This window comes from Shinella sp. JR1-6 (assembly GCF_004284735.1).
GTDB lineage: Bacteria > Pseudomonadota > Alphaproteobacteria > Rhizobiales > Rhizobiaceae > Shinella.
Genome location: NZ_SHMI01000001.1, coordinates 404,507 through 421,142, shown reverse-complemented (window position 1 = coordinate 421,142; position 16,636 = coordinate 404,507). Strand labels below are relative to the sequence as shown.

The window sequence follows — 16,636 nt, the reverse complement described above, 5'->3', positions numbered from 1 at the left end:
ATAAATCCGCGCGGTAATCCAATCCTTAAAACGGCGTAGAGCTATCACCTTTCTTTGCCACAAAAGCCGGCAAAGGACAGCCACCCGAATATCAGAATTCATTACAGTCCGTTACCAAAGGAAAACGGCCGGGATAGACTTCCCGGCCGTTTTCAACTCCGTTGGGCGCTGTCTTTATTGCGGCTGCGGTTCAAGCCCGCCTTCCGCCTCGCCGCCCTTCTTGTGGCCGGCCTTCGGTACGGCGGAGCCACGGTGCGGCGGCGTGTCGTCGCCAAGATCGCGCGCCGGCTTCTCGCCGCGGATAAGCGCTTTGATCTCGTCACCCGTCAGCGTCTCGTATTCGAGCAGGCCTTCAGCCAGCGCCACGAACTCGTGGTTCTGCTCGGTGATGATGCGCTTGGCCTCGGTGTAGGCCTCGTCGATCAGGCGGCGGATCTCGTTGTCGATCTTCTGCGCCGTCGCCTCGGAGACGTTCTTCTGCTGCGCGACCGAATGACCGAGGAAGACCTCCTGCTGGTTCTCGCCATAGGCGACCTGGCCGAGCTGGTCGGAGAAGCCCCACTGGGTGACCATCGCGCGGGCCAGCTTCGTCGCCTGCTCGATATCCGAAGAAGCACCAGAGGTGATGTTATCCTTGCCGAAGGTGATTTCTTCGGCAACCCGGCCGCCCATCATGATGGCAAGGCGCGAGACCATCCACTTGTAGCTCATCGAGTAGCGATCGCCCTCGGGAAGCTGCATGACCATGCCGAGCGCACGGCCGCGCGGAATGATCGTCGCCTTGTGCAGGGGATCGGCGAGCGGCACCTTGAGCGCGACGATGGCATGGCCGGCCTCGTGGTAGGCGGTGAGCTTCTTTTCCGCCTCGGTCATCGCCGAAGAGCGGCGCTCGGCGCCCATCATGATCTTGTCCTTGGCGTCCTCGAACTCCTGCATGGTGACGAGGCGCTTGTTGCGGCGCGCGGCCATCAGGGCAGCTTCGTTGACGAGGTTCATGAGGTCGGCACCGGAGAAGCCGGGCGTACCACGGGCGAGAACCTTGAGATCGACATTCGGGGCGAGCGGCACGTTGCGCACATGCACCTTGAGGATGCGCTCGCGGCCGACGATATCAGGGTTCGGCACGACGACCTGGCGGTCGAAACGGCCGGGACGCAGCAGCGCCGGGTCGAGAACGTCGGGACGGTTGGTCGCGGCGATCAGGATGATGCCTTCATTGGCCTCGAAGCCGTCCATCTCGACCAGGAGCTGGTTCAGCGTCTGCTCGCGTTCGTCATTGCCGCCGCCGAGGCCCGCGCCACGGTGACGACCGACAGCGTCGATTTCGTCGATGAAGATGATGCAGGGCGCGTTCTTCTTGGCCTGCTCGAACATGTCGCGCACGCGGCTTGCGCCGACGCCGACGAACATCTCGACGAAGTCCGAGCCGGAAATGGTGAAGAACGGCACATTGGCCTCACCCGCGACGGAGCGCGCCAGCAGCGTCTTGCCGGTGCCGGGCGGGCCGACGAGCAGCACGCCGCGCGGAATGCGGCCGCCAAGGCGCTGGAACTTCTGCGGATCGCGCAGGAATTCGACGATTTCCTCAAGATCCTGCTTGGCTTCGTCGACGCCGGCGACGTCAGCGAAGGTGACGCGGCCGTGCGCTTCGGTCAGAAGCTTCGCCTTGGACTTGCCGAAACCCATCGCGCCGCGCGAGCCGCCCTGCATCTGGCGCATGAAGAACAGCCAGACGCCGAGGATCAGCAACATGGGCAGCAGCGTGCCGATATAGCTGAGGAACCCGGACGAACCGTCCGTTTCCGGCCGTGCGCTGACGACGACGTTCTTCGCTTCAAGTCGCTGGACGAGCGAATTGTCACCGGTCGGCGCATAGGTCTGGAAGGTCGCGCCGGTCTCGACATAGCTGCCGACGATCTTTTCACCGGTGATGACGACTTCCTTCACCCGGCTCGAGTCCACCTCTTTGAGGAACTGCGAATAGGGGATTTCCCGCGAGCCGGTCTGCGCCGGGCTCGTCTGGAACATGCTGAACAGCGCGATCAGCAAAAGGGCGATAATCGCCCACAGGGCGAAGTTGCGGAAATTGGGATTCATCGAACGTTCCGGGCACTTTCCCGGCCGGAGTTTCCCGGCCGCTTCTCTGTCGCCTAACATAGGGTCGCCTTGCGGCCTTGCCAAGGCAAAGCGCACGGGGTCAGGGCTTTTCTCTCAATATCGTCAACGACGCGCACGGCCCTAAAGCCGGCCGCCATCGACATTGCCTCTATCTTACCACAACGCTTTCGTGCGCGCCTTCATTCGTTCGGCGGAGACGAAAACGGCACAGACCCGAGAATTCCTGCCAATGCATTGGCAAGCGGAAGGTCGAAACGCGGCAGGAAACGGACATGGGGCGCGACCAGCGGCCCCAGAATGGCGAGATCCGCCGGCACGCGCGCTCCGTCCTCGAATTTCAGGCGCGGCGCGGCGCGGCTGGCGCGCAAGGCAGCGCCGGTCAATCCCGCATCATCCTCTCGCCCTGCCCCACTGCCGAAAGCCGACACGGTGATCGCCCGGCTGGCGCGGTTGACGACACGGTATCGCCCATCCCAGACGGCCGTCGCTCCCGCCGGAAGGACAAGGGTCTCGATGCCCCGGCATTCGCGGTAAAGGAAAAGACCATCGCGCCGGCGATCGAAGACAACGCGGCCGGCGGTCAGCCGCGACAGTGTGCCGCTGGCAAGGAAGCTTCGCAGGCGCTCGGCCGATGCCGTTTCAAGAGTATGAACCCGCCCACCCGCCACTGCCGCCAACAGCAGGAGGCCGCGCCAGGCGCCCGCATCGGTGAGGAGCGTGCCGATCGCCGCCGATTCCAGCACAAAAGCGGCGCCTTCCGCCCGGGCGTTTCCGGTGAGGAAGATTGCGGCCTGCCGGGAAAGCAGCGCCCTGTCCTTGCCCGCGTGATCGGGCAGAACGCCGCGCGCCCGGATACGGACGCGCTCGAAACGAGGATTGTCGTTGCTCGGATCGTCACGCCAGCTCTCGCCGCGCGCCGCAAGGAAGGCGCGAACGGCCGCCCGGTCGAGGGCGAGGAACGGCCGCAGCAGCCAGACCGCACCGTTCAACAGAACGGCATCCGCCATCCCGGAAAGGCCGATCCCCTCCGCAGATCGCGCGGCACGCATCGCCACGGTCTCGCTCTGATCGTCGCGCGTGTGCGCCGCAAGGATGGCATCGGCTCCCATGTCCACGGCAGCAGCAGCAAGAAGGTCGTAGCGCTTGGCGCGGGCCGCAGCCTGCAAGCCGGAATGCGGCTTTCCTCCCTCCCAACGGCGAACGCTATGCCCAATACCGTAGCGCGCGCAGAGTGCGCCGACCCAAGCAGCCTCCTCAGCCGAGCCGGGGCGCAGGTCGTGGTCGATCGTGCAGGCGGAAAGGGTGATGCCGGGAAAGCGCCCGGTCGCGCAAAGCGTGGCGAGGGCCACGAGCAATCCGGTTGAATCGCTGCCACCGGATATGGCGACGAGCAGATGCGCAGGGCGTTTGAAACTGTTCAGAAAACGGCCGGCTACCTCGACGACGGGATCGTCCGCGCGGGCCATGGCGTTTCTTCCGTCCGCAGTCAGCAGGACAGGCGGCTCTGTTCGGAGGAGACCTTGGTCTTCACGGCCTTGGAAGCGTCGGGATAACGCTTGTTCACCTCGCGCAGCGTGGCGCAGGCGGTTTCACGGTTGTCGAGCGCGGCAAGCGACATGCCAAGCTTCAGCAGCATTTCCGGCGCCTTCTTCGACTTGCTGAACGTCTGGTGCGCGTTGAGGAAAGTCTTGGCGGCGTCGTTGAAATTGCCTTGCGAATATTGCGCCTCGCCCAGCCAGAAGTTGGCGTCGGCCGCCTTCTCGCCTTTCGGGAAGATGTCGAGATAGTCGCGGAATTCGCGTTCGGCGAGCTGGTAGTCGCCGGAAAGCACATGGCCGTAGGCCACCTGGTAGAGGTCGTCGGGATTGTCGAGCGAGGCGGACGACGACTGCGAGGCCTGCGGCAGGCCGTCCTCGACGCCCGGCAGCGTGTTGTCGTTGCCGATCGAGGCGCTCTGGTTGTTGAGATCCGGATTGGTCTCGGCACCGATCGGGTTGCCGTTCTCGTCGAAACGGATGGACCCCAGTTCCTGCGGCTGCGCACCACCGCCCGTGTTCTGGTTGCCCGCGGTCTGGTTCCGCGTGTCGGTTCCGGCGGGATCATCCGCCGGCACCCTGTTCGAGGCGATCTGCTGGTCGGCCGTGCCGCCATTCACCGGCTTTTCAAGGGCGCCGCTCTTGCCGGAGCCACTCTTGCCGCTTTCGAGATCCTGGAAGCGATATTCGTTGTCTTCCTGCGCCTTGCGAATCTGCTCCTGCATCTGGAGGAGCTGGTAGCTCATTTCCTCGATCCGGCCGTTGAGGCTGCGGATCTGTTCCTCGAGCTGCCCGACGCGCGGATCCATGGCCTGCGCGAGGATAACCTCACCCGTTTCCATCCGTTCGTTCTTTGCCGGCAGAAAACCGTTGGCAAGCGGGAAAAGCGGCGATGCGCTGATCGGCCCGACCATGCCTGCTACCGCTGCCAGACTGAGAACGCCTGCCGCGACAAGTTTCTTCATCTATCTTCGTCCTGTTGGTCCCATTGTACGCCGAAGCGCTGCCGAAGAGTTTTCCAAATACTCCCAAAAAGCAACGGAGTTCGGCCAAAGTGTGTTGAAAAAAGAAAGGCGGCCTCTCGGCCGCCTTTCCCGCATCCTTCCGAAGAAGGAATTACATGCCGGCGCCACCGAGAACGGTCACGGCGCGGCGGTTCTGAGACCAGCAGGAAATATCGTCGCAGACGGCGACCGGCTTTTCCTTGCCGTAGGAGATCGTCTTGATACGGTTTGCCGGGATACCGCGCGACGCGAGGTACTGGCGGGTCGAAGCTGCACGGCGTGCGCCGAGCGCCAGGTTGTATTCACGCGTGCCGCGTTCATCAGCATGGCCTTCGACCGTGATCCCGTAGTTCGGATACTTCTGCAGCCACTGGGCCTGACGGTCGAGCGTCGCTGCGGCGTCGGCACGGATCGAAGTCGAGTCCGTGTCGAAGAAGATGCGGTCGCCGACATTGACGGTGAAGTCCTGCTGCGAGCCCGGCGTCGCGGCGCCAGCGCCGCCATTGAGGCCGAGGTCACCGGCATTGTTCGGCATGTTCTTCTTAGAAGCGCAGCCAGCAAGTGCCAGGCTCATGAACAGGGCGATCATTGCCGGATTGCGGGCGATGGTCTGCATGCGGCCAGCGGCCGGGGAATGAATGCGGCTCATGAGCCGGTCTCCTTGCATCAGTTCTTGCGTCAAGTTCGTTGAAGCGTCGGTTTCAATCAGGGTTGCCAGACTGTAACCGCGGTCAGTTAATCCGCGTTCAACGTTTATGGTTAACGATTGCTTGTAAGACCGTCCCCGGCCCCCGCGCATCAAATGGAGACGGGCCTGCCGCGTCTCGCTGCCGCCTGATTTACAGGACTTTGCGGCAAGAACGCGGCAGGCCCGCCTCATATGTGTTGCTATTCCAGAAGCGGCGACCAGGCCGGGTCGGAAGCAAAGCCCTTGGTCTGCACGGCCTGTTCGTTGTAGCCGGAAAGGTCGATCGAATAGATCTGCGGGCCCCCAGCGCCGGCCGGCTGGCGGAAGAACATCAGCACGCGGCCGTTCGGCGCCCAGGTCGGGCCTTCATTGTGGAAGCCCGATGTCAGGATGCGCTCGCCCGAACCATCCGTCTTCATCACGCCGATCGAGAACTTGCCGCCCGACTGCTTGGTGAAGGCGATAAGATCGCCGCGCGGAGACCAGACCGGCGTGGAGTAGGAACCGTCACCGAACGAAACGCGGCGCTGGTTGGAGCCGTCGGCACCCATCACATAGAGCTGCGGCCTGCCGCCCCGGTCGCTTTCGAACACGATCTGCGTGCCGTCAGGCGAATAGGAGGGTGCGGTATCGATCGCCGCCGTCGAGGTGAGGCGCGTCGTCGTGCGCGAGCGCAGGTCCATCGTGTAGATGTTGGCATTGCCTTCCTGCTGCAGGCTCATGATGACCTTCTGGCCATCCGGCGAGAAGCGCGGCGAGAAGGTCATGCCCGGGAAGTTGCCGACCACTTCGCGCTGTCCCGTCTCCAGCTGGAGCAGGTAGACGCGCGGCTGGTTGCCCTCGAAGGACATGTAGGTGATTTCCTGGCGGCTCGGCGAGAAGCGCGGCGTCAGGACCAACTCGTTGGAATTGGTGAGGGCCCGGGCGTTGAAGCCGTCCTGGTCCATGATGGCGAGCTGGCGCTTGCGGGCGTTCTTCGGGCCGCTTTCGGCGACATAGACGATGCGGGTGTCGAAGTAGCCCTTTTCGCCCGTCAGGCTCTCATAGATCGCATCGGCGATGATATGCGCGACACGGCGCCAGTTTTCCGGCTGGGTATAGAACTGCTGGCCGGTGATCTGCTTGCCGGCGAAGGTGTCCCAGAGACGGAATTCGGCGCGCAGGCGGCCATCGCCTTCCTGCGTCACGCGGCCCGTGACAAGGGCCTGCGCATTGATGACCTTCCAGTCGTCGAAGCGCGGTGCCTGGTCCGGGTTGGCGATCTTCTCGATGAAGGCCTGTTTGTTGACCGGCGCGAAGAGGCCGGACCGCTTCAGGTCCGCCGCGATCACGTCGGTGATGCGCTGGCCGAGATCGCCGCCGGCGATGAAGTCGGTAACGGCGATCGGCAACGGCTCGACATTGCCCTTGTTGATGTTGATTTCCACGAGCGCCCAGGCCTGCGGCAGGGAGGCCGCAAGGCCGGTCAGCACGACCAGCAAACGGAGAAGAGTGCGTCTGAACATAAATCTAGGCCTTCCTAGTTCTTACATCATCTGGCTGGGGTCGAAGTTCACGACGACTTCGCTCCAGGCGTCATATTTTTCTGGCGGCAGGCCCTTGAAGGGCCGCGATTTCATGATGGCGCGGCGGGCACCGCCGGCCAGCGCCCGGCGCGCGGAATCCGAACCGCCCGTCGCCACCACTTCCGGCTCGCCGATGATGTCGCCGTTCTGGTCGAGCTGCATCTTGACCTGGATGCGCACGTCGGCGGAGTCGGCAAGGCCGGGAATGATCGACCAGTTGTTCTGGATCTGGCCGCGCAGGGCGTCCATTTCGCTTAGCGACAGTTTCGTGCCGCTCGTCGTCTTCTCGCCACCGAGTGCGGTCTGCTCCTGCGAGCGTTTCGCGCCGCCGCCGGCCGCTTTTTCCTTGTTGAGAAGCGCAGCGATCTCGTCCGAGTTGAAATCGCTTTCGTTCAGCGAGCTCGCCTTTTCCTGCTTCTTCTTCTGGTCCTTCTTGCGGTCGGGCGTCTTGGCGGTCTCGGCCTTCGCCGTCTCCACCTTCTTCTCGGCCGGCTTTTCCGCGGTCTCGGTCTTCTTCGTCTCGACCTTCGGCTTCATTTCGGGAAGCGGGATCTTGTCCGGCAGCGCCTCGGCGTCCTCGACTTCGGCTGGCTTTTCCTCGGACGGCGTCGCCTCGGGCTTCGGGTCCGGCTTGACCTCCTGCTTGGTCTCGGGAAGCGCAGCGACCTCGGTCGAGGGCTCGCTGGCAGTCTCTTCCTGCTTCACGTCCTCGACGGGCTTGGTGTCCGGCGTCTGCACGACCTTTTCGGCCTTTTCCGGCGCGGCAGCGGTCTCGATATCGCGCGGCTTTTCCTCCGGCGTCGGCAGGTTCTTCAGGTCGACATCATTTTCGCCGGCGTTTTCCGCATTCTCGACCGGCGTCTGCTTCTTGGTCGGAACAGGCGCGGCCTTTTCCTTCAGCTCGGCTTTCTTGTCGCCCTGCTGGATCTGCGTCAGCTCCTCGATCGACACGATATCGACCGGCATCGCCTCGACATTGGCGACGTCGAAACTTTCAGGACTGCCGAGCGAAACCAGCGCCCAGGTGAGAACCAGGGAGTGGATGACGGCGGATGTGGCGAGACTGCCCTTCATGGCGTGCGATCACGTGTCCGGTTTCTGCTCGGTGACGAGGCCGATATTGCTGAATCCGCCCGCCTGGATGCGCGACATCACGTCGGCGATGACGCCGTACGGCGCCGTGCCGTCGCCCCGCACGAAGACGCGCTCGGTATAGCCCGTCGTCGCTACGGCCTGGAGCTTGGCGGCGATCTCGTCGACAGGGATCGGCGTTTCCTGCAGGTAGACCTGGCCGTCCGCCTTGACGGAAACGGTGATCGGCTGCGTATCGGCGTTCAGGGCCTTGGCCTGCGTCTTCGGCAGGTCGAGCGGCACGCCGACAGTCATCAGCGGCGCGGCCACCATGAAGATGATGAGCAGCACGAGCATGACGTCGACGAACGGCGTCACGTTGATCTCGCTCATCGGGGCCTTCTTGCCTCCGCCGCGACGGCGGCGGCCACCGCCCGCATTTTTCGCTCCGACTGACATGCCCATGGGGTCGTCTCCGTCTTTCTAAAGGCCGGTCACTGCGCCGCGGCGCGCGGCTGCAGCTTTTCATCGATCTGGCGCGACAGGATGGCGGAGAACTCGTCCGCGAACCCTTCCATGCGCGCCGTCAGCTTGCCGGCATCGGCAGAGAACTTGTTGTAGGCAATAACCGCCGGAATTGCGGCAAGGAGGCCGATGGCGGTGGCGAGAAGCGCTTCGGCGATGCCGGGTGCCACAACCGCAAGGCTCGTCTGCTTGGATCCGGCAATCGCCTGGAACGAGGTCATGATGCCGACAACCGTACCGAAGAGGCCGACGAAGGGTGCCGCCGAACCGATGGTGGCGAGCGAGCCGAGGCGCGCTTCCAGCGTTTCGGATTCGCGTGACAACGTCACGTCCATGGCCCGGTCGATACGCATCTGCAGGCCGATCGGCGATCGCGCCCCGCGCTCGAAGCTCTTTTTCCATTCGCGCATCGCTGCGACGAAGATGGCGCTCATGCCCGACGTCTGGCGGTCGGAGAGCGTACGATAAAGCTCTTCCAGCGACTGCCCGGACCAGAAGACCTGCTCGAAGCTGTCGAGCTGGCGACGCGCCTTTCCGTAGCTCACCGTCTTGTCGACGACGATGGCCCAGGTCCACACGGACGCGGCGATGAGGCCGAGCATGACCAGCTTCACGACGAACCCGGCCTGCATGAAGAGACCCCACAGGGTCACATTATGCGCCGCTTCCAAACCCACTTGTTCCATAGACCTATGTCCCCGAATCCAAACACCCGGCACGGGCCCTTGCGGCTCGAACCGGGTAACATTCACGCCTTCGCGGTCTCCTGGGAGGTGGATCTCGCATCGGCATTCACAAACAAGACGTTGCCAGGAGGATTAGATCCGCACCCGCTCCGCATGTCCGTCAAGAATGTCCGGTTGATGCCGCCGGCCGCCATGCCGGTCAAACGCTTACAACCTGCCTTCTTCACGGCAATTTTGGTTAAAGGATGACGTGCAGTGCACAAAACCATCCTCATGGAGCGAGTAAGACATCATTATGGTTAAGGGAGTGTTACTGCTGATGTATGCCGGCCACTTCCTGCGCTTTCGCAAGGAACCGCGCCGCAAGCCCCTCCGGCAGGCGCCGCGGCCGGCCCGCGGAATTGATGACCGCGATGATGACGCGGGCGGCGATCAGAAGCTGCTCGCCGCGACGGATCTCCTGGTTGAGGATCATCTTCGCCCCGCCGGCCTTTTCCGTCGAGGTGAGGATGGTCAGGATGTCGTCCATGCGCGCCGGCGCCTTGAAGTCGATCTCCATGCGGTGCACGACAAAGACCAGACCCTCGCGGTCCTCTTCCAGAATGAGGCTGCCCTGTTCGACACCGAGCAGGCGGAGGTAATCCGTACGCCCGCGTTCCAGAAAATGCAGGTAGCGGGCGTGATAGACGACGCCGGAAAAATCCGTGTCCTCATAGTAGACCCGCTGTGCAAGCCGGTGTCCGGCGTGCGTGAGCTCGCCCGAGAGATGGTGATTGTAATCCGTCATGGCGCTTCTCTTCCGCAAAGCGCCCGCAATTGCAAGGTTTTCGCGCTCACCCCAGCTCGACAACCATGATTTCCGGCGGCGAACCGAAACGAACCGGCGCAATCGAGCAGCCAAGTCCGCCGGAAACGCAAAGATGCCGCCCGCCCTCGACGACATGGCCATAGGCGTAGCGGTTGCCGTATTGCGACGGCACCACGGGCGAGTAACCAAGAAGGCGAACCTGCCCGCCATGGGTATGGCCCGACAGCGTCACCGCCACACGATCCGGCACATCCGGAAAAATATCGGGCTCATGCGCCAGAAGGATCACTGGCGCATCATCGGTCACCTGGGCGAGCGTACCGGGCAGATCGTGGACGCCGACGAAGCTTCGCCGCCCGAAAGCCGTGCCCGGCCGAAGCGCCAATTGATCCCCAAGTCCGGCCAGCCAGAACACGTGGCCGTCCTTTTCGAGCCGAACGGCCTGATTGACATAGACAGGAATGCCAACCGCCTTAAGCGCTTTTTCTCCAAATGTCTCAATCACCGGATTCCGCTGAAAGGTAAGGTCCTCCCAGTAGTCGTGATTGCCGAGGATGGCGTGAACCCCGAGCGGCGCAGAGAGGCCGGACATGGCCTCGGCCCACTCGCTTGAATGGACATAGTCCGTCACCAGATTCATACCGCTGGCGTAGTCGCCGAGCAGGACGATCAGGTCGGCGTCTAGTGCATTCGCTCGTTTGCAGATAGCCTTGATTCGGCTAGCCGTCATCCAGGGCTTGCAGGCATGGACATCCGCCAGCGCCGCTATCCTAAGCCTCAAACCCTCAGGCCAGCCGGGCGGCGTCAGCCGATAGGTCGTGGTGCGCAGCCGCAGCATCGGCTCGACGCCGACCGCATAGGCCGAAGAGGCGAAGCCCGCGGCGATGAAGCCTCCAAAAGCCTTCAGCAAACCGCGGCGTGTGATCACTCAATCGTCCTCGGAAAACAGCCTGAACTGCGTCGCCTCCAGATCTTTCGGTGGCGTCAGTCCCATATGTTTCCAGGCATTTACGGTCAAAACACGGCCGCGCGGCGTGCGCTGGATAAAACCCTGCTGGATCATGTAGGGCTCGATGATATCCTCGATCGCATCGCGCGGCTCGGAAAGCCCCGCTGCGATCGTCTCGATGCCGACAGGCCCGCCGCCGAAATTGTGTGCGATCATCGAGAGATAGCGCCGGTCAAGCTGGTCGAGGCCCATATTGTCGACGAGAAGCCGCGTCAGCGCCTCGTCGGCAATCTTTTGCGTCACCGCCTCGGCCCTTGCCACTTCGGCGAAATCGCGCACGCGGCGCAGAAGGCGGCCGGCAATGCGCGGCGTGCCCCGCGCCCGGCGGGCGATTTCGCGCGCACCCTCGTCCGTCATACCGAGGCCCATCAGCCGCGCACCACGGCGCACGATCAGTTCCAGTTCCTCGGCCGTATAAAAGTTGAGCCGTACCGGAATGCCGAAACGGTCGCGCAGCGGCGTCGTCAGCAGGCCGAGGCGCGTGGTGGCGGCGACCAGGGTGAACTTCGACAGGTCGATCTTCACCGAACGCGCCGCCGGGCCTTCGCCGATGATAAGGTCGAGCTGAAAATCCTCCATGGCCGGATAGAGGATTTCCTCCACGGCCGGGTTGAGGCGGTGGATTTCGTCGATGAAGAGGACGTCGCGCTCTTCAAGGTTGGTCAAAAGCGCCGCAAGGTCGCCGGCCTTCGCGATGACGGGGCCGGACGTCGAGCGGAAATTGACGCCGAGCTCCTTGGCCATGATCTGCGCCAGCGTCGTCTTGCCGAGGCCGGGCGGGCCGACGAACAGCACATGGTCGAGCGCCTCGCCGCGGTTCTTCGCCGCTTCGATGAAGATCTTGAGGTTCGCCCGCGCCTCCGCCTGGCCGGTGAAATCGTCCAGCGTCTGCGGCCGCAAGGCCGTATCGATGTCCTCGCCGCGCTTTTCCGGCGAAAGCAGTCTGTTCTCGTCGCTCATCGCGCCCTAATCCCATTGTCCACGGCGGAAGGCAACCGCGTCACCGCGACAATTCCTTGAGGCCGAGGCGGATGAGCTTGGCGCTGTCGGCCCCCTCCCCGCCGTTCTTCAGCGCCGCAGCGACGGCGTTGGCCGCCTGGTCGCGCGAATAGCCGAGATTGGTGAGCGCCGAGACGGCATCGGAAACCGGCGCGGAGGCCACGCCTTCACCCAGCTCCTGCTTGAGCCCGATCGAGGCAGACGCCTCCCCGGCAAAGGCCGGCGCCTTGTTGCGCAGCTCCGTCATGATGCGCACCGCGACCTTCGGTCCGACGCCCGGCGCGCGCGACACCGCCGTCTTGTCCTGAAGCGCGATGGCGTTCGCCAGTTCCCCCGGTGTCAGTGTCGACAGCACGGCCAGCGCCACCTTGGAGCCCACACCCTGCACGCTCTGCAACAGCCGGAACCATTCCCGCTCCAGTGCCGTCAGGAAGCCGAACAGCTTGAGCTGGTCTTCCCGCACATAGGTCTCGATGAACAGCACCGCCGCCTCGCCGCTTGAACCTAGCTTGCCGAGCGTACGTGCCGAACAGAAAGCGACGTAACCGACGCCGTGCACGTCGAGCACCACATATTCCTCGCCGATCTCGTCGATTGTGCCCTTGAGTTTGCCGATCATGAAAGAATCCGTCAGGGATGGGTTTCGGGAGAGATGATGTCGAGCGCGGGAAAATAGCTGCGATAGCGCGCGGCGTCGCGGGTGAGCAGGCGGTGGGAACGCGCCGCAGCATGGGCGCCGACGAGAAAGTCCGGAAGCGTTCGCTCGCGCAGCCCGCCGGCCCGGCGATAGGCATAGTGCGCCTTGCCGGCAGCGAAGGCCGCTTCATAGGATAAAGCCTCGCGCCGCATGCGCAGCCAGCCGAAGGCGAGATTCAGTTCCAGTTCACTCAGCGACGAGGTCGCAAGCTCCGACCATACGACAGGATTGAGAACCAGTTCCCCCTGCTCCAGGCATCGCTTCAGGGCGGCGAAGGACCAGCGCCGCTGCGGCCGGTCCGGCCCCAACATGTCGATAAGGACGTTGGTATCAACGACGGTCGAGGTCATCACGCGGTCCTCGCAGCCATTCGAAATATTCGTCCGGCGTCATGCCATCCAGATTCCACGTTCCCTGAACGCTGGCCGCCCAGGCATCGAAATCATCGAAGTCCGGCTTGCCGTCGCCCACCTTGACGAGCATCACGCCCTCATCGGACACGACGAAATCCACCTCCGAACCGGGCTCAATGGCGAGCCGATCACGGATTGGCTTGGGGATCGTCACCTGGCCTTTTTCCGTCACGCGCATGGTAATACCTCTGCGGTATTACTTATTGGTCAAGCAGGAACAAGTCAAGAACAAATCAGCCGGCGAGCTTGGCGAGGCGGCCGGAGAGGCCCTGGCGGTTGTGGGCGTGGCAGATGGCGATGGCAAGGGCATCAGCAGCGTCGTTGCCGGTGAAGGTCGCTTTCGGCATCAGCACCTTCAGCATCATGTGGATCTGCTGCTTTTCGCCGTGGCCGACGCCGATGACAGCCTTCTTCACCGCATTCGGCGCATATTCGGCAACGCGCAAGCCGGCGCGGGCCGGCACGAGCATGGCGATGCCGCGCGCCTGGCCGAGCTTCAGCGTCGCAGTCGCGTCCTTGTTGACGAAGGTCTGCTCCACGGCGGCCTCGTGCGGCTGATAGCTGTGCACCACCGCGCTAAGACCGTCGTGCAACTGGCAGAGGCGGGAGGCGAGATCCATGTCTCCGTCGGAGGTGACAGTGCCGGACGCGACGAAGCGCAACGAATTGCCAAGCGTCTCGATGACGCCCCAGCCGGTGCGGCGAAGCCCCGGGTCGATGCCGATGATGCGAATCGTTTCCTGCATGACGAAACCCTAATGCCCATGGGCGGACCCTGCCAGCGAAATGTGAACAAAACAAAAACAGAGCGGCAATTCCGCGCGACACTGCGAAAACCCCGAACCCATCGCTTGGATTTCACGAAACTGAACCTACATGGGAGCACAATCAAATCTGCTCACAAAGAGGCCGCGGCCATGGTGCCCTTCTCCATCCTCGATCTTTCCCCGATCATCGAAGGCGGCACCGTCGCCCAGTCGCTCGAAAACTCCCGGCGCCTTGCGCAGGAAGCCGAGGCACTCGGCTACAAGCGCTTCTGGCTCGCCGAACACCACGGCATGCGTGGCATTGCCAGCGCCGCCACCTCGCTCGTCATCCAGCACATCGCGGCGGGCACGGAGAAAATCCGCGTCGGCTCCGGCGGCATCATGCTGCCGAACCATTCACCGCTCGTCATCGCCGAACAGTTCGGCACGCTTGCCGCGCTTTTTCCCGACCGGATCGACCTCGGCCTCGGCCGCGCGCCGGGCACCGACATGCGCACCGCGCAGGCGCTGCGCCGCAATCTCGACAGCGCCGCCAACAATTTCCCGCAGGACGTCGTCGAACTGATGCAGCTGATGGGGCCTGTCAGCCCCGAGCAGAAGGTCATCGCCATTCCCGGTGCGGGAAGCAACGTGCCGGTCTGGCTGCTTGGCTCCAGCCACTACTCGGCGCATCTCGCAGGCATGCTGGGCCTGCCCTTCGCCTTCGCCTCGCATTTCGCACCGGACATGCTGCTGACGGCGCTGGAAATCTATCGCGACCGCTTCGAGCCTTCGCAGTACTTGGACAAACCCCATGCCATGGTGGGCGTGATGGGGGCTGCGGCCGATACGGATGCGGAGGCGGACTATCTCTTCACCTCGATGCAGCAGTCCTTCGTGCGCCTGCGCCGCGGCACGCCCGGCGCCTTCCCGGCACCGGTCGACGACATGGATCCGCACTGGAGCGAGAACGAGCGCATCAATGTCGAGCACACGCTGCAATATGCCGTCGTCGGCGGACCGGAAAAGATCAAGCGCCGCATCGCCGACTTCCTGTCGATCACCAAGGCCGACGAACTGATCGTCTCGATGCCGATCCATGACATGGAGGCCCGGCTGAATTCCGTGCGGCTGTTTGCCCGGGCACAACAGGCGCTGGCGGAAGCGGCATAGCGGAAAAAGCCACCTTGAAGCGCCTCAACCTTCAGGCTGCGGGCAAATCCGCCCCGTCTCTTCCGCATCATGGCTCCTCGGCCCAAAACCGAGAGTGACAAAGGCGGGCGGGCAGGTTTACCGACAAACAAAAAGCCGGGCCCCTGCGGCGCCCGGCCTTTTTCACTGGCGTCGTCGATCAGGCCGAAAGCTTGGCCATCACTTCGTCGGAAACCTCGAAGTTCGAATAAACGTTCTGCACGTCGTCATCGTCTTCCAGCGTGTCGATCAGCTTCATCAGCGACTGCGCCTTTTCCTCATCGACCGGCACGGTGTTCTGGGCCTTCCAGATCGCCTTGACCGTCTCGGCTTCGCCGAGCTTGTCTTCCAGCGCCTTGGAAACGTCGCCGATATCCTCGAAACCGCAGATGATCGTGTGGCCGTCCTCGTCGGTCGTCACATCCTCGGCGCCGGCCTCGATGGCAGCTTCCATGACGGCGTCGGCATCGCCGACCGAGAGCTTGTAGGTGATCTCACCGACGCGGTCGAAAGAGAAGGAGACCGAACCGGTTTCGCCGAGCGCCCCGCCGGCCTTGGAAAAGGTCGAACGGACGGAGGAAGCGGTGCGGTTGCGGTTGTCGGTCAGCGCCTCGACGATGACGGCGACGCCGCCCGGGCCGTAACCCTCGTAGCGGACTTCCTCGTAGTTCTCGCTATCCGCGCCGGAGGCCTTCTTGACGGCGCGCTCGATATTGTCCTTCGGCATGGACTGCGCCTTGGCGTTCTGGATCGCCAGGCGCAGGCGGGCGTTCATCGACGGGTCAGGCAGACCCGTCTTTGCCGCGACCGTGATTTCACGGGCAAGCTTGGAGAACATTTTCGACCGCACGGCATCCTGCCGACCCTTGCGGTGCATGATATTCTTGAACTGTGAATGGCCAGCCATGGCACCCCTGTCTCATCTGTTCGGCGCCCGTTTCTCTGGTCGCCGGCGGTGTGCGGGGCGTGTCGCCGCGGTAAAGCGTCGCCCTGCCGCCCCGATTTTCGGAATGCCGCCTTATAATTTCATTGCTGGCGCACGTCCAGCAGTCCCGCAAACAAAGCGGTGCCCCGCATCAGTCGGCACGCAGACGTGCCCGGCTCAACAGGAAGGAGTGGCCATCCGTGCGCTCGCAGGTCAGCCCCGTGCGCTCCGAATAGCAGGTAAAGGGGCCGGCCGACCATGTTTCACCATAGGCGATGGTCCTGTCGCCGCCGCAACATCCCTGGTCGCCTACATTGGTAAGCACCACCGCCTTGCCACTTCGACCGAGCGTTGCACGCACATATTTCGGCTCCACGCGGTCGCAGGAAAGTTCGGGACCGCCATCGGCCGGCTGATAGGTCTCCGTGCCGCCCTCGGGAATGTAGATGCAGCCGATATTGCCTGAGGGCATGACAAAACTTTCGGCAACGCCGAAAGAGCGCGTCGGAAGCTTTTCAACCGGCGGGGTGACGATCTCCCGCGGCTGGCCGGACTCCGCACCGGGGCCACCCGGCGTCGGCGCGCTGCTTGCGAAGGCAAGAGCGGAAGAAAGCAGGGCGGCGGGCACGGCAAGAAGGAAACGCATGAAAAGCTCC

The 16,636-nt window shown here is 63.4% G+C and carries 18 protein-coding genes; 1 reads left to right on the top strand and 17 read right to left on the bottom strand.

Going from position 1 to position 16,636, the window contains the following annotated elements:
* Positions 1-174 precede the first annotated feature (174 nt).
* The 15 genes from ftsH to ruvC form a co-directional block, all read right to left on the bottom strand.
* Positions 175-2,097, bottom strand: a complete 1,923-nt coding sequence (ftsH, locus tag EXZ48_RS01945) for an ATP-dependent zinc metalloprotease FtsH (protein WP_023516766.1) — start codon at positions 2,095-2,097, stop codon at positions 175-177.
* A gap of 200 nt (positions 2,098-2,297) precedes the next feature.
* Complete coding sequence (gene tilS / locus EXZ48_RS01940; protein ID WP_130514131.1) at positions 2,298-3,584, bottom strand: tRNA lysidine(34) synthetase TilS; 1,287 nt, start codon at positions 3,582-3,584, stop codon at positions 2,298-2,300.
* Between the two features lie 20 nt (positions 3,585-3,604).
* Positions 3,605-4,618 carry a tol-pal system protein YbgF gene (gene ybgF, locus EXZ48_RS01935; RefSeq protein ID WP_130514130.1) on the bottom strand — a complete coding sequence of 338 codons (1,014 nt, stop codon included), beginning with the start codon at positions 4,616-4,618 and terminating at the stop codon, positions 3,605-3,607.
* A 151-nt stretch (positions 4,619-4,769) separates the two neighbouring features.
* A complete protein-coding gene (pal, locus tag EXZ48_RS01930; RefSeq protein WP_023515469.1) occupies positions 4,770-5,306 on the bottom strand; it encodes a peptidoglycan-associated lipoprotein Pal in 537 nt (178 codons plus the stop codon).
* Between the two features lie 239 nt (positions 5,307-5,545).
* Positions 5,546-6,850: a Tol-Pal system beta propeller repeat protein TolB gene (gene tolB, locus EXZ48_RS01925; protein WP_023514590.1), complete on the bottom strand. Its 1,305-nt coding sequence runs from the start codon at positions 6,848-6,850 to the stop codon at positions 5,546-5,548.
* A 21-nt stretch (positions 6,851-6,871) separates the two neighbouring features.
* Positions 6,872-7,984, bottom strand: coding sequence for a cell envelope integrity protein TolA (locus tag EXZ48_RS01920; RefSeq protein ID WP_130514129.1), 1,113 nt, complete (start codon positions 7,982-7,984; stop codon positions 6,872-6,874).
* A 9-nt stretch (positions 7,985-7,993) separates the two neighbouring features.
* Complete coding sequence (gene tolR / locus EXZ48_RS01915) at positions 7,994-8,446, bottom strand: protein TolR (protein WP_130514128.1); 453 nt, start codon at positions 8,444-8,446, stop codon at positions 7,994-7,996.
* Between the two features lie 29 nt (positions 8,447-8,475).
* Positions 8,476-9,192, bottom strand: a complete 717-nt coding sequence (gene tolQ, locus EXZ48_RS01910; RefSeq protein ID WP_023514593.1) for a protein TolQ — start codon at positions 9,190-9,192, stop codon at positions 8,476-8,478.
* Between the two features lie 310 nt (positions 9,193-9,502).
* Positions 9,503-9,979 (bottom strand): tol-pal system-associated acyl-CoA thioesterase, encoded by a 477-nt coding sequence (gene ybgC, locus EXZ48_RS01905; protein WP_130514127.1) that lies wholly within the window; start codon positions 9,977-9,979, stop codon positions 9,503-9,505.
* Positions 9,980-10,025: 46 nt separating this feature from the next.
* Complete coding sequence (locus EXZ48_RS01900; RefSeq protein WP_130514126.1) at positions 10,026-10,928, bottom strand: metallophosphoesterase; 903 nt, start codon at positions 10,926-10,928, stop codon at positions 10,026-10,028.
* Positions 10,929-11,969 carry a Holliday junction branch migration DNA helicase RuvB gene (ruvB, locus tag EXZ48_RS01895; protein ID WP_023512182.1) on the bottom strand — a complete coding sequence of 347 codons (1,041 nt, stop codon included), beginning with the start codon at positions 11,967-11,969 and terminating at the stop codon, positions 10,929-10,931.
* Positions 11,970-12,009: 40 nt separating this feature from the next.
* Complete coding sequence (ruvA, locus tag EXZ48_RS01890) at positions 12,010-12,627, bottom strand: Holliday junction branch migration protein RuvA (RefSeq protein WP_130514125.1); 618 nt, start codon at positions 12,625-12,627, stop codon at positions 12,010-12,012.
* An 11-nt stretch (positions 12,628-12,638) separates the two neighbouring features.
* Positions 12,639-13,055 carry a type II toxin-antitoxin system VapC family toxin gene (locus EXZ48_RS01885; RefSeq protein WP_050746148.1) on the bottom strand — a complete coding sequence of 139 codons (417 nt, stop codon included), beginning with the start codon at positions 13,053-13,055 and terminating at the stop codon, positions 12,639-12,641.
* Positions 13,036-13,296, bottom strand: a complete 261-nt coding sequence (locus tag EXZ48_RS01880) for an AbrB/MazE/SpoVT family DNA-binding domain-containing protein (protein ID WP_023512185.1) — start codon at positions 13,294-13,296, stop codon at positions 13,036-13,038. The genes EXZ48_RS01885 and EXZ48_RS01880 overlap by 20 nt, the downstream gene beginning before the upstream one ends.
* 55 nt (positions 13,297-13,351) lie before the next feature.
* The gene (gene ruvC, locus EXZ48_RS01875) at positions 13,352-13,864 is read right to left on the bottom strand and encodes a crossover junction endodeoxyribonuclease RuvC (protein ID WP_023512186.1); all 513 of its coding nucleotides are present in this window, start codon (positions 13,862-13,864) and stop codon (positions 13,352-13,354) included.
* Between the two features lie 171 nt (positions 13,865-14,035).
* Between ruvC and EXZ48_RS01870 the strand changes: the two genes are divergently transcribed.
* Positions 14,036-15,037 carry an LLM class flavin-dependent oxidoreductase gene (locus EXZ48_RS01870; RefSeq protein WP_130514124.1) on the top strand — a complete coding sequence of 334 codons (1,002 nt, stop codon included), beginning with the start codon at positions 14,036-14,038 and terminating at the stop codon, positions 15,035-15,037.
* 178 nt (positions 15,038-15,215) lie between these two features.
* Here the strand turns inward: EXZ48_RS01870 and EXZ48_RS01865 are convergent, their stop codons facing one another.
* Positions 15,216-15,962: a YebC/PmpR family DNA-binding transcriptional regulator gene (locus EXZ48_RS01865; protein ID WP_023512188.1), complete on the bottom strand. Its 747-nt coding sequence runs from the start codon at positions 15,960-15,962 to the stop codon at positions 15,216-15,218.
* 169 nt (positions 15,963-16,131) lie between these two features.
* Complete coding sequence (locus EXZ48_RS01860; RefSeq protein WP_130514123.1) at positions 16,132-16,626, bottom strand: hypothetical protein; 495 nt, start codon at positions 16,624-16,626, stop codon at positions 16,132-16,134.
* Positions 16,627-16,636 lie beyond the last annotated feature (10 nt).